Annotated in this window: 21 protein-coding genes; 6 read left to right on the plus strand and 15 right to left on the minus strand. The window is 65.5% G+C overall.

Going from position 1 to position 16616, the window contains the following annotated elements:
- Positions 1 to 41 precede the first annotated feature (41 nt).
- On the minus strand, positions 42 to 728 hold the full coding sequence (locus EEB18_RS21090) for a lysoplasmalogenase (protein WP_187140671.1): 687 nt from the start codon (positions 726 to 728) through the stop codon (positions 42 to 44).
- Positions 729 to 805: 77 nt separating this feature from the next.
- Here EEB18_RS21090 and trmFO point away from each other — a divergent pair, with 77 nt between their 5' ends.
- A complete protein-coding gene (trmFO, locus tag EEB18_RS21095) occupies positions 806 to 2152 on the plus strand; it encodes a methylenetetrahydrofolate--tRNA-(uracil(54)-C(5))-methyltransferase (FADH(2)-oxidizing) TrmFO (RefSeq protein WP_187140672.1) in 1347 nt (448 codons plus the stop codon).
- On the opposite strand, the gene EEB18_RS21100 is transcribed toward trmFO, so the two are convergent.
- The gene (locus EEB18_RS21100; RefSeq protein ID WP_187140673.1) at positions 2149 to 2616 is read right to left on the minus strand and encodes an EF-hand domain-containing protein; all 468 of its coding nucleotides are present in this window, start codon (positions 2614 to 2616) and stop codon (positions 2149 to 2151) included. The genes trmFO and EEB18_RS21100 overlap by 4 nt on opposite strands.
- A 136-nt stretch (positions 2617 to 2752) precedes the next feature.
- Here EEB18_RS21100 and EEB18_RS21105 point away from each other — a divergent pair, with 136 nt between their 5' ends.
- Entirely contained in the window at positions 2753 to 3658 is a 906-nt protein-coding gene (locus EEB18_RS21105) for a hydrogen peroxide-inducible genes activator (protein WP_056347895.1), read from the plus strand.
- Positions 3659 to 3764: 106 nt separating this feature from the next.
- Here the strand turns inward: EEB18_RS21105 and EEB18_RS21110 are convergent, their stop codons facing one another.
- From EEB18_RS21110 to pgsA, 3 genes are read right to left on the minus strand one after another with little or no spacing between them, the layout of a single operon-like run.
- Positions 3765 to 4205: a molybdenum cofactor biosynthesis protein MoaE gene (locus EEB18_RS21110; RefSeq protein WP_187140674.1), complete on the minus strand. Its 441-nt coding sequence runs from the start codon at positions 4203 to 4205 to the stop codon at positions 3765 to 3767.
- Positions 4202 to 4459, minus strand: a complete 258-nt coding sequence (moaD, locus tag EEB18_RS21115) for a molybdopterin converting factor subunit 1 (protein WP_187140675.1) — start codon at positions 4457 to 4459, stop codon at positions 4202 to 4204. Before moaD ends, EEB18_RS21110 begins: the two co-directional genes overlap by 4 nt.
- Positions 4460 to 4463: 4 nt before the next feature.
- On the minus strand, positions 4464 to 5036 hold the full coding sequence (gene pgsA, locus EEB18_RS21120; RefSeq protein ID WP_187140676.1) for a CDP-diacylglycerol--glycerol-3-phosphate 3-phosphatidyltransferase: 573 nt from the start codon (positions 5034 to 5036) through the stop codon (positions 4464 to 4466).
- A 134-nt stretch (positions 5037 to 5170) separates the two neighbouring features.
- Here pgsA and EEB18_RS21125 point away from each other — a divergent pair, with 134 nt between their 5' ends.
- Positions 5171 to 6466 carry an MFS transporter gene (locus EEB18_RS21125; protein ID WP_187140677.1) on the plus strand — a complete coding sequence of 432 codons (1296 nt, stop codon included), beginning with the start codon at positions 5171 to 5173 and terminating at the stop codon, positions 6464 to 6466.
- Positions 6467 to 7107: 641 nt separating this feature from the next.
- Here EEB18_RS21125 and EEB18_RS21130 read toward each other — a convergent pair.
- From EEB18_RS21130 to nadC, 3 genes are all read right to left on the minus strand, one after another.
- Positions 7108 to 7341: a hypothetical protein gene (locus EEB18_RS21130; RefSeq protein WP_056347903.1), complete on the minus strand. Its 234-nt coding sequence runs from the start codon at positions 7339 to 7341 to the stop codon at positions 7108 to 7110.
- 93 nt (positions 7342 to 7434) lie between these two features.
- A complete protein-coding gene (locus EEB18_RS21135; RefSeq protein WP_187140678.1) occupies positions 7435 to 8157 on the minus strand; it encodes a ribonuclease T2 family protein in 723 nt (240 codons plus the stop codon).
- On the minus strand, positions 8144 to 8989 hold the full coding sequence (nadC, locus tag EEB18_RS21140; protein WP_187140679.1) for a carboxylating nicotinate-nucleotide diphosphorylase: 846 nt from the start codon (positions 8987 to 8989) through the stop codon (positions 8144 to 8146). The genes EEB18_RS21135 and nadC overlap by 14 nt, the downstream gene beginning before the upstream one ends.
- A gap of 113 nt (positions 8990 to 9102) precedes the next feature.
- Between nadC and EEB18_RS21145 the strand changes: the two genes are divergently transcribed.
- On the plus strand, positions 9103 to 10236 hold the full coding sequence (locus EEB18_RS21145; RefSeq protein ID WP_187140680.1) for an NAD(P)H-dependent flavin oxidoreductase: 1134 nt from the start codon (positions 9103 to 9105) through the stop codon (positions 10234 to 10236).
- 30 nt (positions 10237 to 10266) lie between these two features.
- Here the strand turns inward: EEB18_RS21145 and EEB18_RS21150 are convergent, their stop codons facing one another.
- Positions 10267 to 10719 (minus strand): peptidylprolyl isomerase, encoded by a 453-nt coding sequence (locus tag EEB18_RS21150; protein ID WP_056347909.1) that lies wholly within the window; start codon positions 10717 to 10719, stop codon positions 10267 to 10269.
- Positions 10720 to 10888: 169 nt separating this feature from the next.
- Here EEB18_RS21150 and mgtE point away from each other — a divergent pair, with 169 nt between their 5' ends.
- The gene (gene mgtE / locus EEB18_RS21155) at positions 10889 to 12319 is read left to right on the plus strand and encodes a magnesium transporter (protein WP_056347911.1); all 1431 of its coding nucleotides are present in this window, start codon (positions 10889 to 10891) and stop codon (positions 12317 to 12319) included.
- Between the two features lie 219 nt (positions 12320 to 12538).
- Complete coding sequence (locus EEB18_RS21160) at positions 12539 to 12667, plus strand: entericidin A/B family lipoprotein (RefSeq protein ID WP_056347913.1); 129 nt, start codon at positions 12539 to 12541, stop codon at positions 12665 to 12667.
- Between the two features lie 18 nt (positions 12668 to 12685).
- On the opposite strand, the gene tatC is transcribed toward EEB18_RS21160, so the two are convergent.
- Genes tatC through nagZ form a run of 6 tightly spaced genes read right to left on the minus strand, consistent with a single transcriptional unit; the run spans position 12686 to position 16595 of the window.
- Positions 12686 to 13492 carry a twin-arginine translocase subunit TatC gene (tatC, locus tag EEB18_RS21165; protein WP_056347915.1) on the minus strand — a complete coding sequence of 269 codons (807 nt, stop codon included), beginning with the start codon at positions 13490 to 13492 and terminating at the stop codon, positions 12686 to 12688.
- Positions 13489 to 13881 (minus strand): Sec-independent protein translocase protein TatB, encoded by a 393-nt coding sequence (gene tatB, locus EEB18_RS21170; protein WP_187140681.1) that lies wholly within the window; start codon positions 13879 to 13881, stop codon positions 13489 to 13491. The genes tatC and tatB overlap by 4 nt, the downstream gene beginning before the upstream one ends.
- Before the next feature lie 32 nt (positions 13882 to 13913).
- A complete protein-coding gene (locus EEB18_RS21175; protein ID WP_056347917.1) occupies positions 13914 to 14147 on the minus strand; it encodes a twin-arginine translocase TatA/TatE family subunit in 234 nt (77 codons plus the stop codon).
- A gap of 46 nt (positions 14148 to 14193) precedes the next feature.
- Complete coding sequence (scpB, locus tag EEB18_RS21180; RefSeq protein WP_056347919.1) at positions 14194 to 14790, minus strand: SMC-Scp complex subunit ScpB; 597 nt, start codon at positions 14788 to 14790, stop codon at positions 14194 to 14196.
- Positions 14787 to 15569: a segregation and condensation protein A gene (locus EEB18_RS21185; RefSeq protein ID WP_056347921.1), complete on the minus strand. Its 783-nt coding sequence runs from the start codon at positions 15567 to 15569 to the stop codon at positions 14787 to 14789. The genes scpB and EEB18_RS21185 overlap by 4 nt, the downstream gene beginning before the upstream one ends.
- 18 nt (positions 15570 to 15587) lie before the next feature.
- Positions 15588 to 16595 (minus strand): beta-N-acetylhexosaminidase, encoded by a 1008-nt coding sequence (nagZ, locus tag EEB18_RS21190; RefSeq protein WP_056347922.1) that lies wholly within the window; start codon positions 16593 to 16595, stop codon positions 15588 to 15590.
- Between the last annotated feature and the right edge of the window lie 21 nt (positions 16596 to 16616).

Below are 16616 nucleotides of genomic sequence, written 5' to 3' on the forward strand. Positions count from 1 at the left end.
GCGACGGGCGCGACCCGCTGCCTTTCAGGACCTCTGGACTTTCAGGCGGTCACCCGCCCGGCATCGCTTTCGCGCGACAGTGTGCTGACCACGCCCCATGCGATCAGCGCCTGCCCGGTGAAATAGAGCGGCCAGACGAGCCACATCGTCACCGACCTCGACAAGGTTCCGCCTTCGCCGGCAAAGATGAACAGGTCGCTGGCCAGGAAGATCATCGCGCCGATACCGGTGCGATAGCGCGGGAACCGGCTCGCCCAGGCGGTCGCCGCCATCACCGCGACCCCGCCGGTATAGGCCATCGCCGCGATCATCTGCCCCGTCTCGGCCGCGTGCGTCAGGCCCCAGGCGATCACCAGCGCGAGCGGCACCGTCGCCCAGACGAGCAGCCGTTGCGATCCCGACAGGCTCGGCCGCCGGTTGCGCAGGTACAGCGCGATCGCGATAAGGTGCCCGGTCGCGAACGCTGCCGCGCCCTGCAACATTCCCAGCGCGTCGAGCAGATAATCCCCGAGCGCTCCGAAACCGAGCGCCGCCGCGATCAGCCAGCCGTCGGTGCTTCGCGCATTGGCGGCGGCCCACAGCGCCAGCAGCGCGACCCCCGACGTCTTCCACGCCCAGATCGCCGGTCCGTCGAGATGTTGCAGCACCGCCCAGAAAAAGCTCACCCCGCCGGCCAGCGCCGCGACCCACAGCCACCGCGCCCGATCCCAACCGCCGTCACCCGACATACCGCCCCCTTTGCATCTTGTGCCCAAGACGCCTACTGCGCGGCGCACCAACTGCAAGTCAACGATTAGGGTAAAGAGTGGCGCACGACATCCACATCATCGGCGGCGGTCTCGCCGGCTCCGAAGCGGCATGGCAACTCGCCGAAGCCGGCTATCGCGTCCGGCTGTCCGAAATGCGCGGCGGCGGCGATATGACCCCGGCGCATCAGGGCGACACCCTCGCCGAAATGGTCTGCTCGAACAGCTTCCGCAGCGACGACGGCGACAGCAATGCGGTCGGCCTGCTCCACCGGGAGATGCGCAGCCTCGGCTCGATCATCATGCGCGAGGCCGATGTCCACAAGGTCCCCGCCGGCTCGGCGCTCGCGGTCGACCGCGACCTCTTCTCGGGCGGTGTGACACAGGCGCTGTCGCAGCACCCCAACATCGCCATCGTCCGCGAACGCATCGACACGCTGCCCACCGAAGGCCTCACCATCGTCGCCACCGGCCCGCTGACTGGCGCCGCGCTCGCCGACAGCATCGGCACCGCGACCGGCAAGGACGCGCTCGCCTTTTTCGACGCCATCGCCCCGATCGTCTACCGCGACAGTGTCGACATGGACGTGGCCTGGATGGCGAGCCGCTGGGACAAGGTCGGCCCGATCGGCGACGGCAAGGACTATATCAACTGCCCGATGGACAAGGAGCAATACCACGCCTTCGTCCAGGGACTCGTCGACGGCGACAAGACCGAGTTCAAGGAGTGGGAGTCGAGCACCCCCTATTTCGAAGGCTGCATGCCGATCGAGGTGATGGCCGAACGCGGCCCCGAAACGCTGCGCTTCGGCCCGATGAAGGGCGTCGGCCTCGACAATCCGCGCACCGGGCGCTGGCCCTATGCCGTCGTCCAGCTGCGCCAGGACAATGCGCTCGGCACTTTGTGGAACATGGTCGGCTTCCAGACCAAGCTTAAACACGCCGCGCAGGTCGAGCTGTTCCGCACCATCCCCGGTCTCGAAAAGGCCGAATTCGCGCGGCTCGGCGGGCTACACCGCAACAGTTTCATCCGCTCGCCCGAACTGCTCGACCATCAGCTCCGCCTCAAATCGGCGCCGCACATCCGCTTCGCGGGCCAGATCACCGGCTGCGAAGGCTATGTCGAGAGCGCCGCGATCGGCCTGATCGCCGCGCTCTTCGCCGCCGCCGAGCTCGGCGGCCGCACGCTTCCGCCGCCGCCGCCTGAAACCGCGCTCGGCGCGCTGCTCGGCCACATCACCGGCGGCGCGGATGCGGCAAGCTACCAGCCGATGAACGTCAACTTCGGCCTGTTCCCGCCGCTCGCCGAGGATGTCCGCAAAAAGGACCGCAAACTGGGCTACACCCAGCGCGCGGGTGCGGCTTTGGCCGAGTGGATGAAAGTCGCCGAGGGGGTCTCAGCCTAACATTTGCACTTCGCCGGCACCGCCCTTTTCGGCGCCGTCGTCGCGAACTCAGCGCGGCTCAGCCCCCCCGACTTGTCCTTGTCCGCCCCCGCGAAGCGTTCGCCGGTCGCCGCCGCCCATTCCTCGAAGGTCAGCAGATTGTTGCCGTCCTTGTCGAGCTTGCGGAACGCCGCGGTGCGCGTCGACATCATTTCGACCCGGCTGACCACTTCGTTGCGATCGCGATCATAGCGGTTGAAGCGCCGCTCCTCGCGCGACGCGTCCTTGGCGGCGGGAAGCTCTGGCGGCGCCGCGCCGCGTTTCGGCGCCCCCGCGCCCGCCACCGGGATCGGCCCCGGATCGGGCGGCGCGTCGGGGATCACCGCCTCCTCGGCGATCTGGCTATAGCCCTTCCAGATAAAGACGCCGCCGCTGAGCAACAGCGCGCTGGCGATACCGCCGATCAGGAACCGCGAAACCGCCATGTCCATCCCCTCAGCCCGAAGAGCCAAGGCTATCACGGACCTGCGGGCGCGGGCAACCGGATGCCGCGCGGATCGGACCAAGCCGATGATCGAATGACCTGTTCAAATCCGGCAGGATGATTGCTACATTCGATCAATGCAAAATTACCTGCCCTCGCTGAAACAGATGCAATATCTGGTCGCGCTGCACGAACATGGCCATTTCGGCCGCGCCGCCGACGCGTGCAACGTCACCCAGTCGACGCTGTCGGCGGGCATTCGCGAACTCGAGACTTTGCTCGGCCAGACCCTCGTCGAGCGCACCCGCCGCGTCGTCCGCTTCACCACCCTCGGCAACGCGATCGTCGCCAAGGCGCACCGCGTGCTGCGCGAGGCCGAGGAACTGGCGGATATGGCGGCGGCCGCCGCCGCGCCGCTCGTCGGCGAACTGCGGATGAGCGTCATCCCGACGATCGCGCCCTTCCTGCTCCCCGGCATGCTGCGCCTGCTGCGCAAGACCCGCCCCGCGCTCAAGCTCTTCCTGCGTGAGGAACCGAGCGCGCAGGCGTGCGAATCGCTCCACCACGGCGCCGTCGACTGCGTCCTCCTCGCCCTCCCCTATGCGTGCGGCGACGTCGAGAGCGAGGCGCTGTTCGACGACGCTTTGTTCGTCGCTTTCCCCGGCGACCAGTCGGAGGATCTTCCCGCGATGGTCAGCGCCGACCAGATCGACCCGGCGCAGATGCTGATGCTCGAGGATGGCCATTGCCTGAAGGACCATGCGCTCGCCGCGTGCAACCGCCCCGAACTGCGCGCCGGCGCGCGGATGATGGGGACGTCGCTGCACACGCTGGTGCAGATGGTCGACAATGGCCTCGGCATCACCATGCTGCCGCAGATGGCGATCGAGGCCGGCATCCTCGATCACACCGACATCGACACCCGCCCGCTCGATTCGGATCACGACTGGCGCACGATCGCGCTGGTCTGGCGCAAGGGCAGCCCGCGCGCCGAAGAGTTTCAGATGCTCGCCGAGATTTTCCGGCAGCACAAGGCGGGGTGAGCGCCCCAACCAAATACTCCGTCATTGCGAGCGAAGCGAAGCAATCCAGGGCGGGTTACGCAACTCTGGATTGCCGCGTCGCTTCGCTCCTCGCAAAGACGGGTTCCTAATCCCACCGCTCGGCACGCTTATGATCGCTGCCACGCTGCTCGACCCATGCCGCCCGCCCGTCGCCGAACGTCTCGCGCTTCCACAGCATCACATCGGTCTTCAACCGGTCGATCAGAAACTCGACCGCCGCCAGCGCCTCGCCGCGATGCGGGCTGCTCGCCAGCACCAGCACGATCGTCTCGCCCGGTGCCATGCCGCCGACGCGGTGGATCAAGGTCAGCGCCGAAACCCCCCAACGCTTTGTCGCCTCGGTCGCCAATTCCTCCAGGCCCGTCACGGTCAGCACCGGATGATGGTCGAGGAACAGCTCGGTCAGCCCGCCGTCGCCGCGCACCCGGCCGACAAAGCTTGCGCTCGCGCCGTGCCCGCCGGCATCATGCGCGGCCAGTTCGGCGGCGACGTCGATCGCCGCGGGCTGGACCGCGACGCGGATCATCCGCCGGTCACCGGCGGAAACAGCGCGATCTCGGCCACGCCAACGACGATGGCATCGGGACCGACCATCTGCCCGTCGACCGCCGCGCGAATGCGCGCGGGTTCGGCGAAGGCCAGCCCGCCGCGATCGTCGCGCGCGGCGAGCCAGGCGATCAGGTCGGCGACCGTGTGCACGTCGTCGGGAAGCGCGACCGCCTCGTCGGCGACCCCCATCCGCTCCCGCACCCAGGCGAAATAGCTCAGCGTCAGCGCCATGCGCTCAATCCATATGCTTCAGGCCGACGCGCAGATAATCCCAGCCGGTGATCAGCGTCAGCACCGCGGCGCCCCACAAAGAGGCGAGGCCGACCGCCTTGATCCAGACCATCGCGGGCAATGCGCCGGCGAGGATCAGCGCCCCGAAGGCGATGAGCTGGAACGTCGTCTTCCATTTGGCGAGCTGGGTCACCGGCATCGACACCTGCAGCGTCGCGAGGAATTCGCGCAGCCCCGACACGATGATCTCGCGCAGCAGGATCATCAGCGCGGCGATGACATGATATCCGGTGATGTCGCGCGTGAAGACGAGCAGCAGGATCACCGCCGCGATCATGATCTTGTCGGCGATCGGATCGAGGAAGGCACCCAGCCGCGACACGATGCCGCGCGAGCGTGCAACATAGCCGTCAAAATAATCGGTAATGCCCATCAGGCAATAGAGGACGAAGGCGAGCGCATAGTCGATCGGCTTCGGCTGCATCGACCCTTCGACCACCCCCGGCCACAGCAGGAAGAGCAGGATGGGCACCGCCAATATACGCGACAGCGTCAGGATATTCGGAAGGCTGAGCATGACCCCTGTTTCCCGCTCGCGCGGCCTTTTGGCTTTGACCCTGCTGTCCCTAGCCGATAAGCCCGCCGGGCGACAACCATAATGCCTGTAAGGCCCGAGGCGGTCGGACGAATTTTGACGGGATGGACCAATATATGACCGGCACCTTTGCGCTGTTGAAGCAACGCCGGTTCCTGCCCCTCTTCGTCACCCAGCTGCTCGGCGCGTTCAACGACAATCTGTTCAAGAACGCGATGGTGCTGTTCGTCGTCTATGGTGTCTACAACGACGAGACGCAGGAAACGCTGTTCAGCGCGGTGGCGACCGCGGTGTTCATCCTGCCCTTCTTCCTGCTTTCGGCGCTCGCGGGGCAACTCGCCGACACGCGCGACAAGGCGCGGATCATCCGCATCGTCAAATTCTGCGAGATCATCATCATGATCGTCGGCGGCACCGGGCTGGTGCTCGCCTGGATGGGCTGGGGCATCGAATTGCTGGCCATCCCGCTGATGATGCTCGCGCTGTTCGCGATGGGGGTCCACTCGACCTTCTTCGGCCCGATCAAATATGCGATCCTGCCGCAACATCTGAAAAGCGACGAAGTGCTCGCCGGCACCGGGCTGGTCGAGGCCGGAACCTATATCGCGATCCTCGCCGGGACGATCCTCGCCGGGGTCATCGACGTCGAATGGGCCGCGCTCGGCGTCGTGCTCGTCGCCGCGCTCGGCTATATCACCTCGCGCCAGGTGCCGCCGGCCCCGCCCGAACATGAAGAACATGGCATCGACTGGCACATCATCCGCTCGTCGAAAACGCTCGTCAGCGGCACGATGCATATCCCGCGCCTCTATCTCGCGATCCTCTCGATCAGCTTCTTCTGGACGATCGGCGCGGTGCTGTTCATCCAGTTCCCGCCGCTGGTGAAGAACATCCTCCACGCCGACAAAAGCGTCGCCAGCCTGTTCCTCGCGGTCTTCTCGATCGGCATCGCGATCGGCTCGGTCGCGGTCAACCGGCTGCTCAAGGGTCAGGTCTCGGCCAAATACAGCCCCGCCAGCGTGATCGTGATGGGCGGCTTCGTCCTCTGTTTCTATTGGGTGTGCCGCAACTGGGAACAGGACCCGGCGGGGGTCATGTACGGCGTGTCCGGCCTGCTCGCGCACGCCGACGTCATCCCGCTCCTCGCCAGCCTGCTCGGCATCGCGATCAGCGGCGGCATGTTCGTCGTCCCGCTCTACGCCTTTCTGACCACCACGGTCCCCAAGGATCAGACCGCGCGCACCGTCGCGGCCAACAATATCGTCAACTCGGGCGCGATGGTCGCAGGCTCGCTGCTCGCGATCGGGCTGGGCTTCGCCGGCGTCGGCGTCGTCGACCAGCTGCTGATGAGCGCGGTGATGTGCCTGATCTCGGCATGGCTGGCGGTCAAGCTCCACCGGGCGTGCGACTGAAGGGAAACTGTCGGTACGCTGCAAAGGTCGGCTTAGGGGTGGGAAGCGGATTGTCTGGTATTGAGTGCAGCAGATCGACGGTGAGACGTTCTCGCGCGACTATTGCGCTTGGCCGTGACAAAACGATTTAATGACATCATCTTTTTTAATGGGCGCCTCGCTCAAAGATCGAGCCATTGCCGGAGCAATCATTTTCATCCCGTTGGCCGCTCTGGCTTTTTTAGCGGGTATATTTATGCGTCCGGAGCCGATTGACCAGCGGGCGGTATGGGGATGCTACGTGGCGGTCGGTGCGCCTGCACTGCGTATCGAAGGAAGTAGAGTATATATTCTCGACGGGACGCACCGTTCGATGACCTATGTCGCTGCGCATGACAAAGGATATCACTTGACGGTGCAACCGCCCCTTCTGCTCAGTCCGTCCACAGATGGTAGCTACGGCTTCGTGAGCGGTCGGGGCACAGGTTACTTCTGGTCACTGCTAGCAGAAGGTTCAGACGATCAGCGGGGAGTTAACTCTCCCCACGATTTCGACGGAAGAATTGGACTCGTAACAGCGGATTCAAAAACCGTGGTCTACGTCCGCTCTGGAAGCAACAAAGGCTGTAGGTGAACGTCCAAAATCGGTCGCTTCCCGCCCCTCAGATCAAAAACATCATCGTCGCGGTAAAGAAAATCGCGAAACTCTGCAGGAACAGCTTCAGGTCGGTCGACCCGACCACCGGCTGCGGACGCCGGTGCTGCGCAAGATCGTAACGCAGCGCGCCTTCCCAATCGGCCGGCGCGCTCATGCGCGCGATGACCAGTTGCCGGCGGCCGTGCGAACGCAGCCGGTCGCGGATGTCGATACGCAGTTCGGGGTCGAATTCGTTCATGCCCCCAAGCTAATGCGGGGTTAACGAGTCGGTAAGGTTAAAAAATCGTTAACGCCGGCCTGTCCCGCCCGGGGACGCGCGAAACAAGAACCGTTAACGCGGCATCGGCCGCACCTTCACCGCCCTATTGTCATCGAGTCCGCGCTGGAACGGCAGGCAGCGCTGCGGCTTCATGCGCGGGCCGAGGCAATAGCGCACCTCCGACAGCCAGCCGTCGCGGTCGGTCGCCACCGCCAGCATTTCGGGCCTTATGCCCCGATTGCGGGCCACGAACGCCTGGCGGATCGACCCCGCGGTCTGCGGCCGCGCCGCCAGCGCCGTCATGTCGGGGAAGTTTACCGTCCGGAACAGGATTTCGGCGGCGCGGAAATAGGAGGCGGGATCGGGGCTCATGCAGGTGCCATGCTTCGCCCATTCATGCTGCAGCAGCTGCGCCGACGGCGTCATGCACATATGGCGGCGCAGCACCGGCTGCGGCACGATCTTCGCCGGCCGGCACCATTGTGGATAGCCGGGGGTCGCCGCCTCGGGCCACAGCCCGTGCAGCACCCAGCCGAACCGGCCGTTCTCGCCCGAACATTGGAACCGGTCGCGCGCGTCCTTCGCGTTGCGCACCCCCGCGCAATGCTCGGGCGACCAGCTCAGGCTCAGGAGGTAACCGGCGATCGGCGGATTGCGGACCGGCTCGCCGCGCTTCGGCTGTTCGAGGCGCGGGATGATCGTGCGGTCGGGGGCGACGCACGCGGGCGCCTGCGCCAGCGCGGCGGTGGGCGCCAGCGCCAGCAGCGCCGCCGCAGCAACCTCAGGCCAGCGCAAAATCGAGCCCGATGTCGGCCGCGGGCGCCGACTGGGTCAGCCGCCCGACCGAGACATAGGTCACCCCCGTCGCGCCGATGTCGCGGATCGTATCGAGCCTTACCCCGCCCGACGCCTCGACCGGCACCCGGCCGGCGACGATGGCGACCGATTCGCGCAAGGCGGCGAGGTCCATATTGTCGAGCAGCAGGTGCGTCGCCCCCGCGCTCAGCGCGGGTTCGACCTGGTCGACCCGGTCGACCTCGACGATGATGTTCGCGATTCCCGCGTCGACCGCGCGGCGCACCGCCGCCTCGACCGATCCCGCGACCGCGACATGATTGTCCTTGATCATCGCGGCGTCCCACAATCCCATGCGATGGTTGGTCGCGCCGCCCATCCGCGTCGCATATTTCTCCAGCACGCGCAGCCCGGGGATCGTCTTGCGCGTGTCGAGCAGCGTCGCCTTGCCTTCCAGCGCATCGACATATTCGCGCGTCAGCGTCGCGATGCCCGACAGATGCTGTACCGTGTTCAGCGCCGAGCGTTCGGCGGTGAGCATCGCGCGGGCGTTGCCCGACAGCCGCATCAGGTCTGTTCCCGCGGGCACGCGCGCGCCTTCTTCGACCAGTATCTCGATCTCCATCGCCGGATCGAGCGCGCGAAAGAAAGCTTCGGCGATCGGCAGCCCCGCGACGATGATCGCATCGCGGCTGTCCATCACCCCGCTGAAGCGCGCATCGGCGGGGATCACCGCCAGCGAGGTGATATCGCCGCCCTCGCCCAGATCTTCGGCAAAAGTGGCGCGGACGAAGGCGTCGAGGTCGAAGCCGGGCAGGGAAAAATCGCTCATGCCGTCCGCGATAAAGCGGCGCCCGCGCAAATCAACTTGACGTTTACGTAAACTAACGCTGACATGGGCGATATGCGTGAAGATCGACAAAATAGACAAGCTGGAGAGACCTGATGCTATCCCCCATTTGCGCGATGCTCGGCATCGAATTCCCCCTCCTCGCCTTCTCGCACTGCCGCGACGTCGTGGTCGCGGTGTCGAAGGCCGGCGGCATGGGCGTCTTCGGCGCCGCCTCGCTGCCGCCCGAACGGCTCGAGGAGGAACTGGCGTGGATCGACGAGCATATCGGCGGGCGCCCCTATGGCGTCGACCTGATCGTTCCGAACAGTTTCGCCGGCAAGGGCGAGGAAAACGCCGCGCTGCCACCGATCCCGGACGAGCACAAAGCCTTCATTTCGGGGCTGCTGCAAAAGCATGGCGTCGATGACAGCGACCTGTCGCTGCCCGGCGCCGCACGTACCAGCCTCGGCGACAATATGTCCGATGCCGGCGCTGCCGCGCTGCTCGAAGTCGCCTTCCGCCACCCGATCGCCCTGATCGCCAACGCGCTCGGCGTGCCGCCGCCGCTGATGCTCGAACTCGGCAAGCGTAACAACGTCCCCGTCGCCGCGCTCGTCGGCACCCGCGACCATGCGCTGGCGCAGGTCCGCGCCGGGGTCGACATCCTCGTCGTCGCGGGCGGCGAAGCCGGCGGCCATTGCGGCGAAGTCGCGACGATGGTGCTCGTCCCCGAAGTCGCCGCCGCGGTCGAGGCGGTCGGCGCGAACACCCCGATCCTCGCCGCGGGCGGCATCGTCACCGGGCGCCAGATGGCCGCCGCGATGGCGATGGGCGCGCATGGCGCCTGGACCGGCTCGGTGTGGCTGACCACCGCCGAGGCCGAGACCAATCCGGTGGTGAAGGAGAAGATGCTCGCCGCCTCGTCGCGCGACACGGTCCGCTCGAAAAGCCGCACCGGCAAACCCTCGCGCCAGCTCCGTTCGCCCTGGACCGACGCATGGGAAGCCGAAGGCGCGCCGAAACCGCTCCCGATGCCGCTCCAGTCACTGGTCAGCGAACCGGCGCTGCGCAAAGTCGATAAATTGTCCGAAGGCGGTCATGAGGGTGCGAAGCATCTCGCCACCTATTGGGTCGGTCAGGGGGTCGGGCTGATGAACGAGGCGATGGGCGCCGGGCAGGTGGTGCAGGAATTCAAAGAGGATTGGATCGCCGCCTGCGAACGGCTGAACGGCTTTATCGGCGACTAAAAAAATCCCCGCCGAAGCGGGGATTTTCCTTTATTCGCTGACGGTCGCCTTGACGATCTTGCCGGGCTCGCGCGGCGGCTCGCCCTTGGGCAGCGCGTCGACATTTTCCATGCCTTCGATCACTTCACCCCAGACGGTGTACTGCTTGTCGAGGAAACGCGCGTCGTCGAAGCAGATGAAGAACTGGCTGTTCGCGCTGTTCGGGTTCTGCGAACGCGCCATCGAGCACACGCCGCGAACATGCGGCTCGGCATTGAATTCCTGCGGCAGGTCGGGAAGCTTGCTGCCGCCCATGCCGGTGCCGGTCGGATCACCGCCCTGCGCCATGAAGCCGGGGATCACGCGGTGGAAGACGACGTCGTCGTAAAAGCCTTCGCCGGCGAGCTGGCTGATGCGCTCGACGTGCAGCGGCGCGAGGTCGGGGCGCAGGCGGATGACGACATCGCCGGTCGACAGCGACAGGGTGAGGGTCTGTTCGGTCATGAAAAACTCCTGTGAAGCGGGATTGGCGGTCCCATAGCCAAGGGCGGCGCAGATGCCACGCAAATTTTGCCGATCATCGCGCACGTCGTTGCCTTCGCGGCGGGCCGGGACTAGGGGGAAGACCGGTTCGCAGCCGGGTTTTCCGGCATAGGTAAGGGAGGACCGCGCGATGGATAAACGCGAAGACTCCCTGCCCCCCGACGATGTGCTGGTCGATACCGCCCTGCCCGAAACCGAGCTCGACGAGGATGACCGGCTGAAACCAGAATTCGTCCGCGACGTCATCGAACTCGCCGAGGCCGGCGAAGCCGAAGCGGCGCGCGAGCGCATCGGCCGCCTGCATCCTGCCGACATCGCCGATCTGTTCGAACTCGCGCGCGCCGACGAGCGGCCGATGCTCGCTGCCGTCTTGGGTGACCTTCTATCCGCCGACGTGCTGGCGGAAATGAACGATTATGTGCGCGAGGAGCTGATCGACCTGCTCGCGCCCGAACAGGTCGCCGAACTGGCGTCCGAGATGGATACCGACGACGCCGTCGCGATCATCGAGGACATGGAGGCCGACGACCAGCAGGCCGTCCTCGACGCGATGGAGCCCGAGGACCGGGCGGCGATCAAGGACGCGCTGTCCTTCCCGGAAGAGAGCGCCGGCCGCCTGATGCAGCGCGAGTTCGTTGCGGTGGCCGAGCATGTCACGGTCGGCGATGTCATCGACCGGCTGCGCGAGGACACCGACCTGACGAGCGATTTCTGGGAAATCTTCGTCGTCGATCCGATGCACAAACCCGTCGGCACTTGCCAGCTCAGCTGGATTTTGCGCACCCCGCGCGAGATTGCGATCAGCGACGTGATGAAACGCGAGCAGACGTTGATCCCGGTCGACATGGACCAGGAAGAGGTCGCGCTGCGCTTCCAGAAATATGCGCTGATCTCGGCGGCGGTCATCGACCGTTCGGGGCGGCTGGTCGGCATGATCACCGTCGACGATGTCGTCCACATCATCCAGGAAGAGGCGGGCGAGGATATTTTGCGCCTGTCGGGCGCCGGCGACGGCGACATCAACGAACCGATCCGCGAAACCTATGTGGCGCGCGTGCGCTGGCTGGTCGCCAATCTCGGCACCGCGCTCGTCGCCTCGTCGATCGTCGGCTTCTTCGGCGGCGCGATCGAACATATGGTCGCGCTCGCGGCACTGATGCCGATCGTCGCCGGGGTCGGCGGCAATGCCGGAACGCAGACGCTGGCGGTGACGGTGCGCGCGCTCGCGATGAACCAGCTGACCGATTCGAACAGCTGGCGCGCAGTACTCCGCGAGGTGAAGATCGCGCTGCTCAACGGCGGCACCATCGCACTGATCGCAGGGACGGCGACCGCGCTGTGGTTCGGCAATCCCCAGCTCGGCGGCGTCATCGCCGCCGCGATGATCGTGAACATCTTCGTCGCCGGCGTCGCCGGGGTCGCGATCCCGCTGTTGCTCGACCGGCTCGATCAGGATCCGGCAGTCGCGAGTTCGGTTTTCGTCACCATGACGACCGACTCCATGGGCTTTCTGGCCTTCCTCGGCCTCGCGGTGGCCAGCGGGCTCACCAGCCTGAACTGACAAAGCGCTGGAATCGCAAGCGATTCAAAAGAATCAAAAAAAATTTCCCCGTCCGCATTTTTTTCGGGAACTTATCCACCGCCTTGGCAGTTTCCCATATGAGCAGCGGTCATCGCCCCCCCGCAGCGCTGCTCAGCAACATTGGCCCGGTGCGTATTCCCTCCCCCCCCTCGAAGCGCGCCGGGCCATTTTGCACACAGATTTCACGAGGTTCTGATCATGTCGAATGTCCGTATCGTTCTTGCCGCTTTGCTTGCCAGCTTTCTGGTCGCTGGCTGCAACACCGTGAAAGGTGTCGGCCGCGATATCGAGTCGGTTGGTCAGGCGGGAAGCGACGCGATTCACTGATCCCGTCGAGTCCTTACCCTAAACCTCTTCGAGAGGTTCGACAGGCGCCGTTTCGGCGCCTGTTTTGCGTCGGCGCTGGGTAAACCAGATCGCGAGTAGCGACAGCTCGTAAAGCAACACCAGCGGGACCGCGAGCAACAACTGGCTGACCGCGTCGGGCGGCGTGAAGATCGCCGCGATGAAGAAGGCGCCAACGATCATGTAGCGGCGCGCCGAAACCAGTTGGGCGCGTGTCACGATGCTCGAGCGCTCAAGCAGCATCAACAGGATCGGAAGCAGGAAGGCGATACCGAACGCCATGATGAACTGCATGATGAAACTGAGGTAATTGCCCGCCGAGGGAAGGGCTTCCTGGGTGATCCCGCCCATATTGCCCTGAAAACCAAGCAGGAACTTCAGTGCCACCGGGATGGTGATGAAATAGGCGAGACAGGCCCCTGCCGCGAACAGGATCGGCGTCGCGATCAGGAAAGGCAGCAAGGCCCGCTTTTCCTGCCGATAAAGCCCCGGCGCCACAAATTTCCAGAGCTGGTTGGCGATCACCGGAAAGGCGATCATCACGGCGGCGAACAGCGCGACCTTGATCTCGACGAAAAATGCCTCGCCGAGTTGGGTATAGATGAGTTTGCCCTGCCCGGCTGCGACCAGCGGCTGCACCAGCACGCTATAGATCGGCTTGGCGAAATAGAGGCAGACCGCGAAAGCGGCAGCCAGCGCCGCCAGCGACTTGAGCAACCGCGAGCGCAACTCGACCAGATGATCGAGCAAGGGCATCTTGCCGCCGGCGCCCTCCTCTTCCGCCGTCACCGGGGTTTCGACGCTCATGGAAGCGGGCCATCCTTCGGCGGGATGGCATGGGTCTCTGCGGGCTGCGCGGCGGCAGCCTGATCAGCCTCCGCGCTCGATTGTTCGGATGGCGTTTCGGCGGCGGGGACACTCGCCGCCGGAATCATGGACGGGGCGCCATCGCCATCGACGCGCGGAAATTCGCGCATGATGGCTTCATTCTGCTCGCGCCACTTCTTCTCAAGTTCCTCGAGTTCGGCCTCGCGCATCATCGTGTCGAGACCCGAACGAAAATGACGCGCCATGCCGCGCGCCTTGCCGACCCATTTGCCGACGAAGCGCATCGCCTTGGGCAGGTCCTTGGGGCCGATGACCACCAAGGCCACCACCACGACGAGCAATAACTCGGTGGGCGCGACGTCGAACATCTACTAAACTTCCCCCAGCCGGCGGTCGGCGATCAGAGCTTGTCCTGTTCGCTGGTCGGCGTAGGCATCGGGGTGGCTTCGGGCGTGCGCTGCCCTTCGATGTGCTTCATCGGCGGGGCCGGCGTATCGTCGTCTGCCATGCCCTTCTTGAAGCTTTTCAATCCTTTGGCAACGTCGCCCATCATGTCGGAAAAACGGCCCTTGCCGAACAAGAGCAGCACGATGACACCGAGGATAAGCCAGTGAATCAGGCTGAATCCGCCCATGAAAAATCTCCTTTGCGCCCGACCCGAGCGTCTGTTGATGTCCTAATTAGGCGTCTTCGCCGTCTTTTACTAGGTCCAGTTCGCCCATCGCTTCCTCGAAAGCGAGATCGACCGGATCGAGCAGACCCGCTGCGCGCAGATCTTCGATGCCCGGCAAATCCTTGCGGCTGCTAAGTCCGAAATGCTGCAAAAATGCGTCGGTGGTCTTGTAGATGAGCGGGCGCCCCGGAACTTCGCGCCGGCCCGCCGGCGCGATCCACTCGGCCTCCATCAGCACGTCGAGCGTGCCCTTCGACGTCTGGACACCGCGAATTGCTTCGATTTCGGCGCGGCTGACCGGTTCGTGGTACGCCACGATGGCGAGCACCTCGGACGCGGCGCGCGACAATTTGCGCGGGTCGTCGCGTTCGCGGCGGAGCAAATGCGCCAGATCGGCAGGGGTCTGGAAATGCCAGTGACCACCGCGTTCTACGAGTTCGATGCCGCTTCCCGCGTGGCGCGCGGCGATCGCATGGATCACCGCCTTGACGTCGGCCACCGGGATTTCCTCGGCAAAACGCGCCGCGACTTGCCGTGCGTCGAGCGGTTCGTCGCTGGCGAACAGCATCGCCTCTATCGCACGTTCGCGGTCGTCGATCGTCATGTCGGTTGTTGTCCTATCTGGGCAGCCCTCAGATACAGCGGTTCGAAGGCCCCCTCCTGCTTCAGGTCGACGCGGCCCTGCCGCGCCAGTTCGAGCGCCGCGACGAAGCTGGACGCGATCGCCGAGCGGCGCAAGGGGCCGTCATAGTCGGGCGGCAGGAAATCGGCGAGTTCGGCCCAGTCGAGCTTGACCCCAATCAGCCGTCCAAGATGGTGCAGCGCCGCGTCGAGCGTGATGACAGGGCGCCGCGACACGATATGGACCACCGGCTCGGTACGCAGCTTCACCTGTCCATAGGCCGACAGCAGGTCGTAGAGGCTCGCATCCCAGCGGCGCAACCTTACGTCACGCAGTCCCTCGGGCTTGGCGCGCAGGAATACGTCGCGCCCGACGCGATCGCGCGCGAGCAGGCGCGCCGCCGCTTCGCGCATCGCGGCCAGCCGCTGGAGCCGCAGTTGCAGGCGCAGGGCCAGCTCGTCGGGCGACGGATCCTCCAGCGGATCCTTGGGGAGCAGCAGCGCCGATTTGAGGTAAGCGAGCCACGCCGCCATCACCAGATAGTCGGCGGCAACCTCCAGCTTGGCGCGCATTTCGGTGATGAATGTCAAATATTGCTCGACCAACGCGAGAATCGAGATTTGCCGGAGGTCGACCTTCTGGCTGCGCGCCAGCGTGAGCAGCAGGTCGAGCGGGCCTTCCCAACTGTCGAGCGACAGCTGGAGCGCATCCTCACGCTCGGCCGCGGGCGCCACATCATAGTCGAGCGGCAGTTCCTCCATCGGCGGATCAGGCCCTCATCACGCCAGCGCCAGCAGCGCGTCGCGCTGGTCGACCAGCAGCGCGAACTGGCGTTCGTCGTGGGTGCCCGCGATGCGGTCCATCGCGCCTTCCAGCCGCGCCCGCGAGACGGTGCTGATCGGGTCGAGCGCGCCCGCGATGCCGATCATGTCGCCCATCTTGCCCCAGCAATTGAGCGCGATGTCGCAGCCCGCCGCGACCGCCGCCGCCGCGCGAGAAGGAACGTCGCCCGAGAGCGCCTCCATGTCGAGATCGTCGCTCATCAGCAGCCCGTGGAAACCGATGCGCTGGCGGATCACGCTGTCGATGACGACCGGCGACATCGTCGCGGGCCGGTCGGGGTCCCAGGCGGTGAAGACGACATGGCAGGTCATCGCCATCGCCGCGTCGCGCAGCGCCGCAAAGGGGGCAAGGTCGGTCTGGAGGTCGCGGTCGAGCGCGGTGACCACCGGCAGTTCCTTGTGCGAATCGAGCAGCGCGCGGCCATGGCCGGGGATATGCTTGACGATGCCGACGACGCCGCCGTCCTGCAGCCCGCTCAGGATCGCGCGGCCGAGCGCGGCAACGCGCATCGGTTCGCTGCCGAGCGCGCGGTCGCCGATGACATCGCTCGCGCCGGGCTGGCGCACGTCGAGCAAAGGCAGGCAATCGACGGTGATGCCAACTTCGGACAGCATCGATGCGAGCGCCATCGCGTTGAGCCGCGCCGCTTCGATCGCGCTCGCCGGCGCGCGTTCGTACAGCGCGTCGAACGCCGCCCCGCTCGGGAAAGCCGGCCATTCGGGCGATTTCATGCGCGCAACGCGGCCGCCCTCCTGGTCGATCAGGATCGGCAGGTTTTCGCGCCCGTCGAGATCGCGCAATTCGTCGGTAAGCCTGCGCAATTGCTGACGATTATCGATATTGCGCCCGAACAATATATAGCCCGCCGGGTCGCTGTCGCGAAAGAAGGCGCGCTCGTCGTCGGTGAGGCTGTGGCCCGAGAGGCCGAAAATCGCGGGTATCATCGTGCGTCAACCTCCATCGGT

Source organism: Sphingopyxis sp. OPL5 (assembly GCF_003797775.2).
Lineage (GTDB): Bacteria > Pseudomonadota > Alphaproteobacteria > Sphingomonadales > Sphingomonadaceae > Sphingopyxis.

Coding starts and splice junctions, on each gene's coding strand:
- EEB18_RS21090 (WP_187140671.1), bottom strand. CDS start 728: ATGTCGGGTGACGGCGGTTGGGATCGGGCGCGGTGGCTGTGGGTCGCG.
- EEB18_RS21100 (WP_187140673.1), bottom strand. CDS start 2,616: ATGGCGGTTTCGCGGTTCCTGATCGGCGGTATCGCCAGCGCGCTGTTG.
- EEB18_RS21105 (WP_056347895.1), top strand. CDS start 2,753: ATGCAAAATTACCTGCCCTCGCTGAAACAGATGCAATATCTGGTCGCG.
- EEB18_RS21110 (WP_187140674.1), bottom strand. CDS start 4,205: ATGATCCGCGTCGCGGTCCAGCCCGCGGCGATCGACGTCGCCGCCGAA.
- moaD (WP_187140675.1), bottom strand. CDS start 4,459: ATGGCGCTGACGCTGAGCTATTTCGCCTGGGTGCGGGAGCGGATGGGG.
- pgsA (WP_187140676.1), bottom strand. CDS start 5,036: ATGCTCAGCCTTCCGAATATCCTGACGCTGTCGCGTATATTGGCGGTG.
- EEB18_RS21125 (WP_187140677.1), top strand. CDS start 5,171: ATGACCGGCACCTTTGCGCTGTTGAAGCAACGCCGGTTCCTGCCCCTC.
- EEB18_RS21130 (WP_056347903.1), bottom strand. CDS start 7,341: ATGAACGAATTCGACCCCGAACTGCGTATCGACATCCGCGACCGGCTG.
- nadC (WP_187140679.1), bottom strand. CDS start 8,989: ATGAGCGATTTTTCCCTGCCCGGCTTCGACCTCGACGCCTTCGTCCGC.
- EEB18_RS21145 (WP_187140680.1), top strand. CDS start 9,103: ATGCTATCCCCCATTTGCGCGATGCTCGGCATCGAATTCCCCCTCCTC.
- EEB18_RS21150 (WP_056347909.1), bottom strand. CDS start 10,719: ATGACCGAACAGACCCTCACCCTGTCGCTGTCGACCGGCGATGTCGTC.
- mgtE (WP_056347911.1), top strand. CDS start 10,889: ATGGATAAACGCGAAGACTCCCTGCCCCCCGACGATGTGCTGGTCGAT.
- EEB18_RS21160 (WP_056347913.1), top strand. CDS start 12,539: ATGTCGAATGTCCGTATCGTTCTTGCCGCTTTGCTTGCCAGCTTTCTG.
- tatC (WP_056347915.1), bottom strand. CDS start 13,492: ATGAGCGTCGAAACCCCGGTGACGGCGGAAGAGGAGGGCGCCGGCGGC.
- tatB (WP_187140681.1), bottom strand. CDS start 13,881: ATGTTCGACGTCGCGCCCACCGAGTTATTGCTCGTCGTGGTGGTGGCC.
- EEB18_RS21175 (WP_056347917.1), bottom strand. CDS start 14,147: ATGGGCGGATTCAGCCTGATTCACTGGCTTATCCTCGGTGTCATCGTG.
- scpB (WP_056347919.1), bottom strand. CDS start 14,790: ATGACGATCGACGACCGCGAACGTGCGATAGAGGCGATGCTGTTCGCC.
- EEB18_RS21185 (WP_056347921.1), bottom strand. CDS start 15,569: ATGGAGGAACTGCCGCTCGACTATGATGTGGCGCCCGCGGCCGAGCGT.
- nagZ (WP_056347922.1), bottom strand. CDS start 16,595: ATGATACCCGCGATTTTCGGCCTCTCGGGCCACAGCCTCACCGACGAC.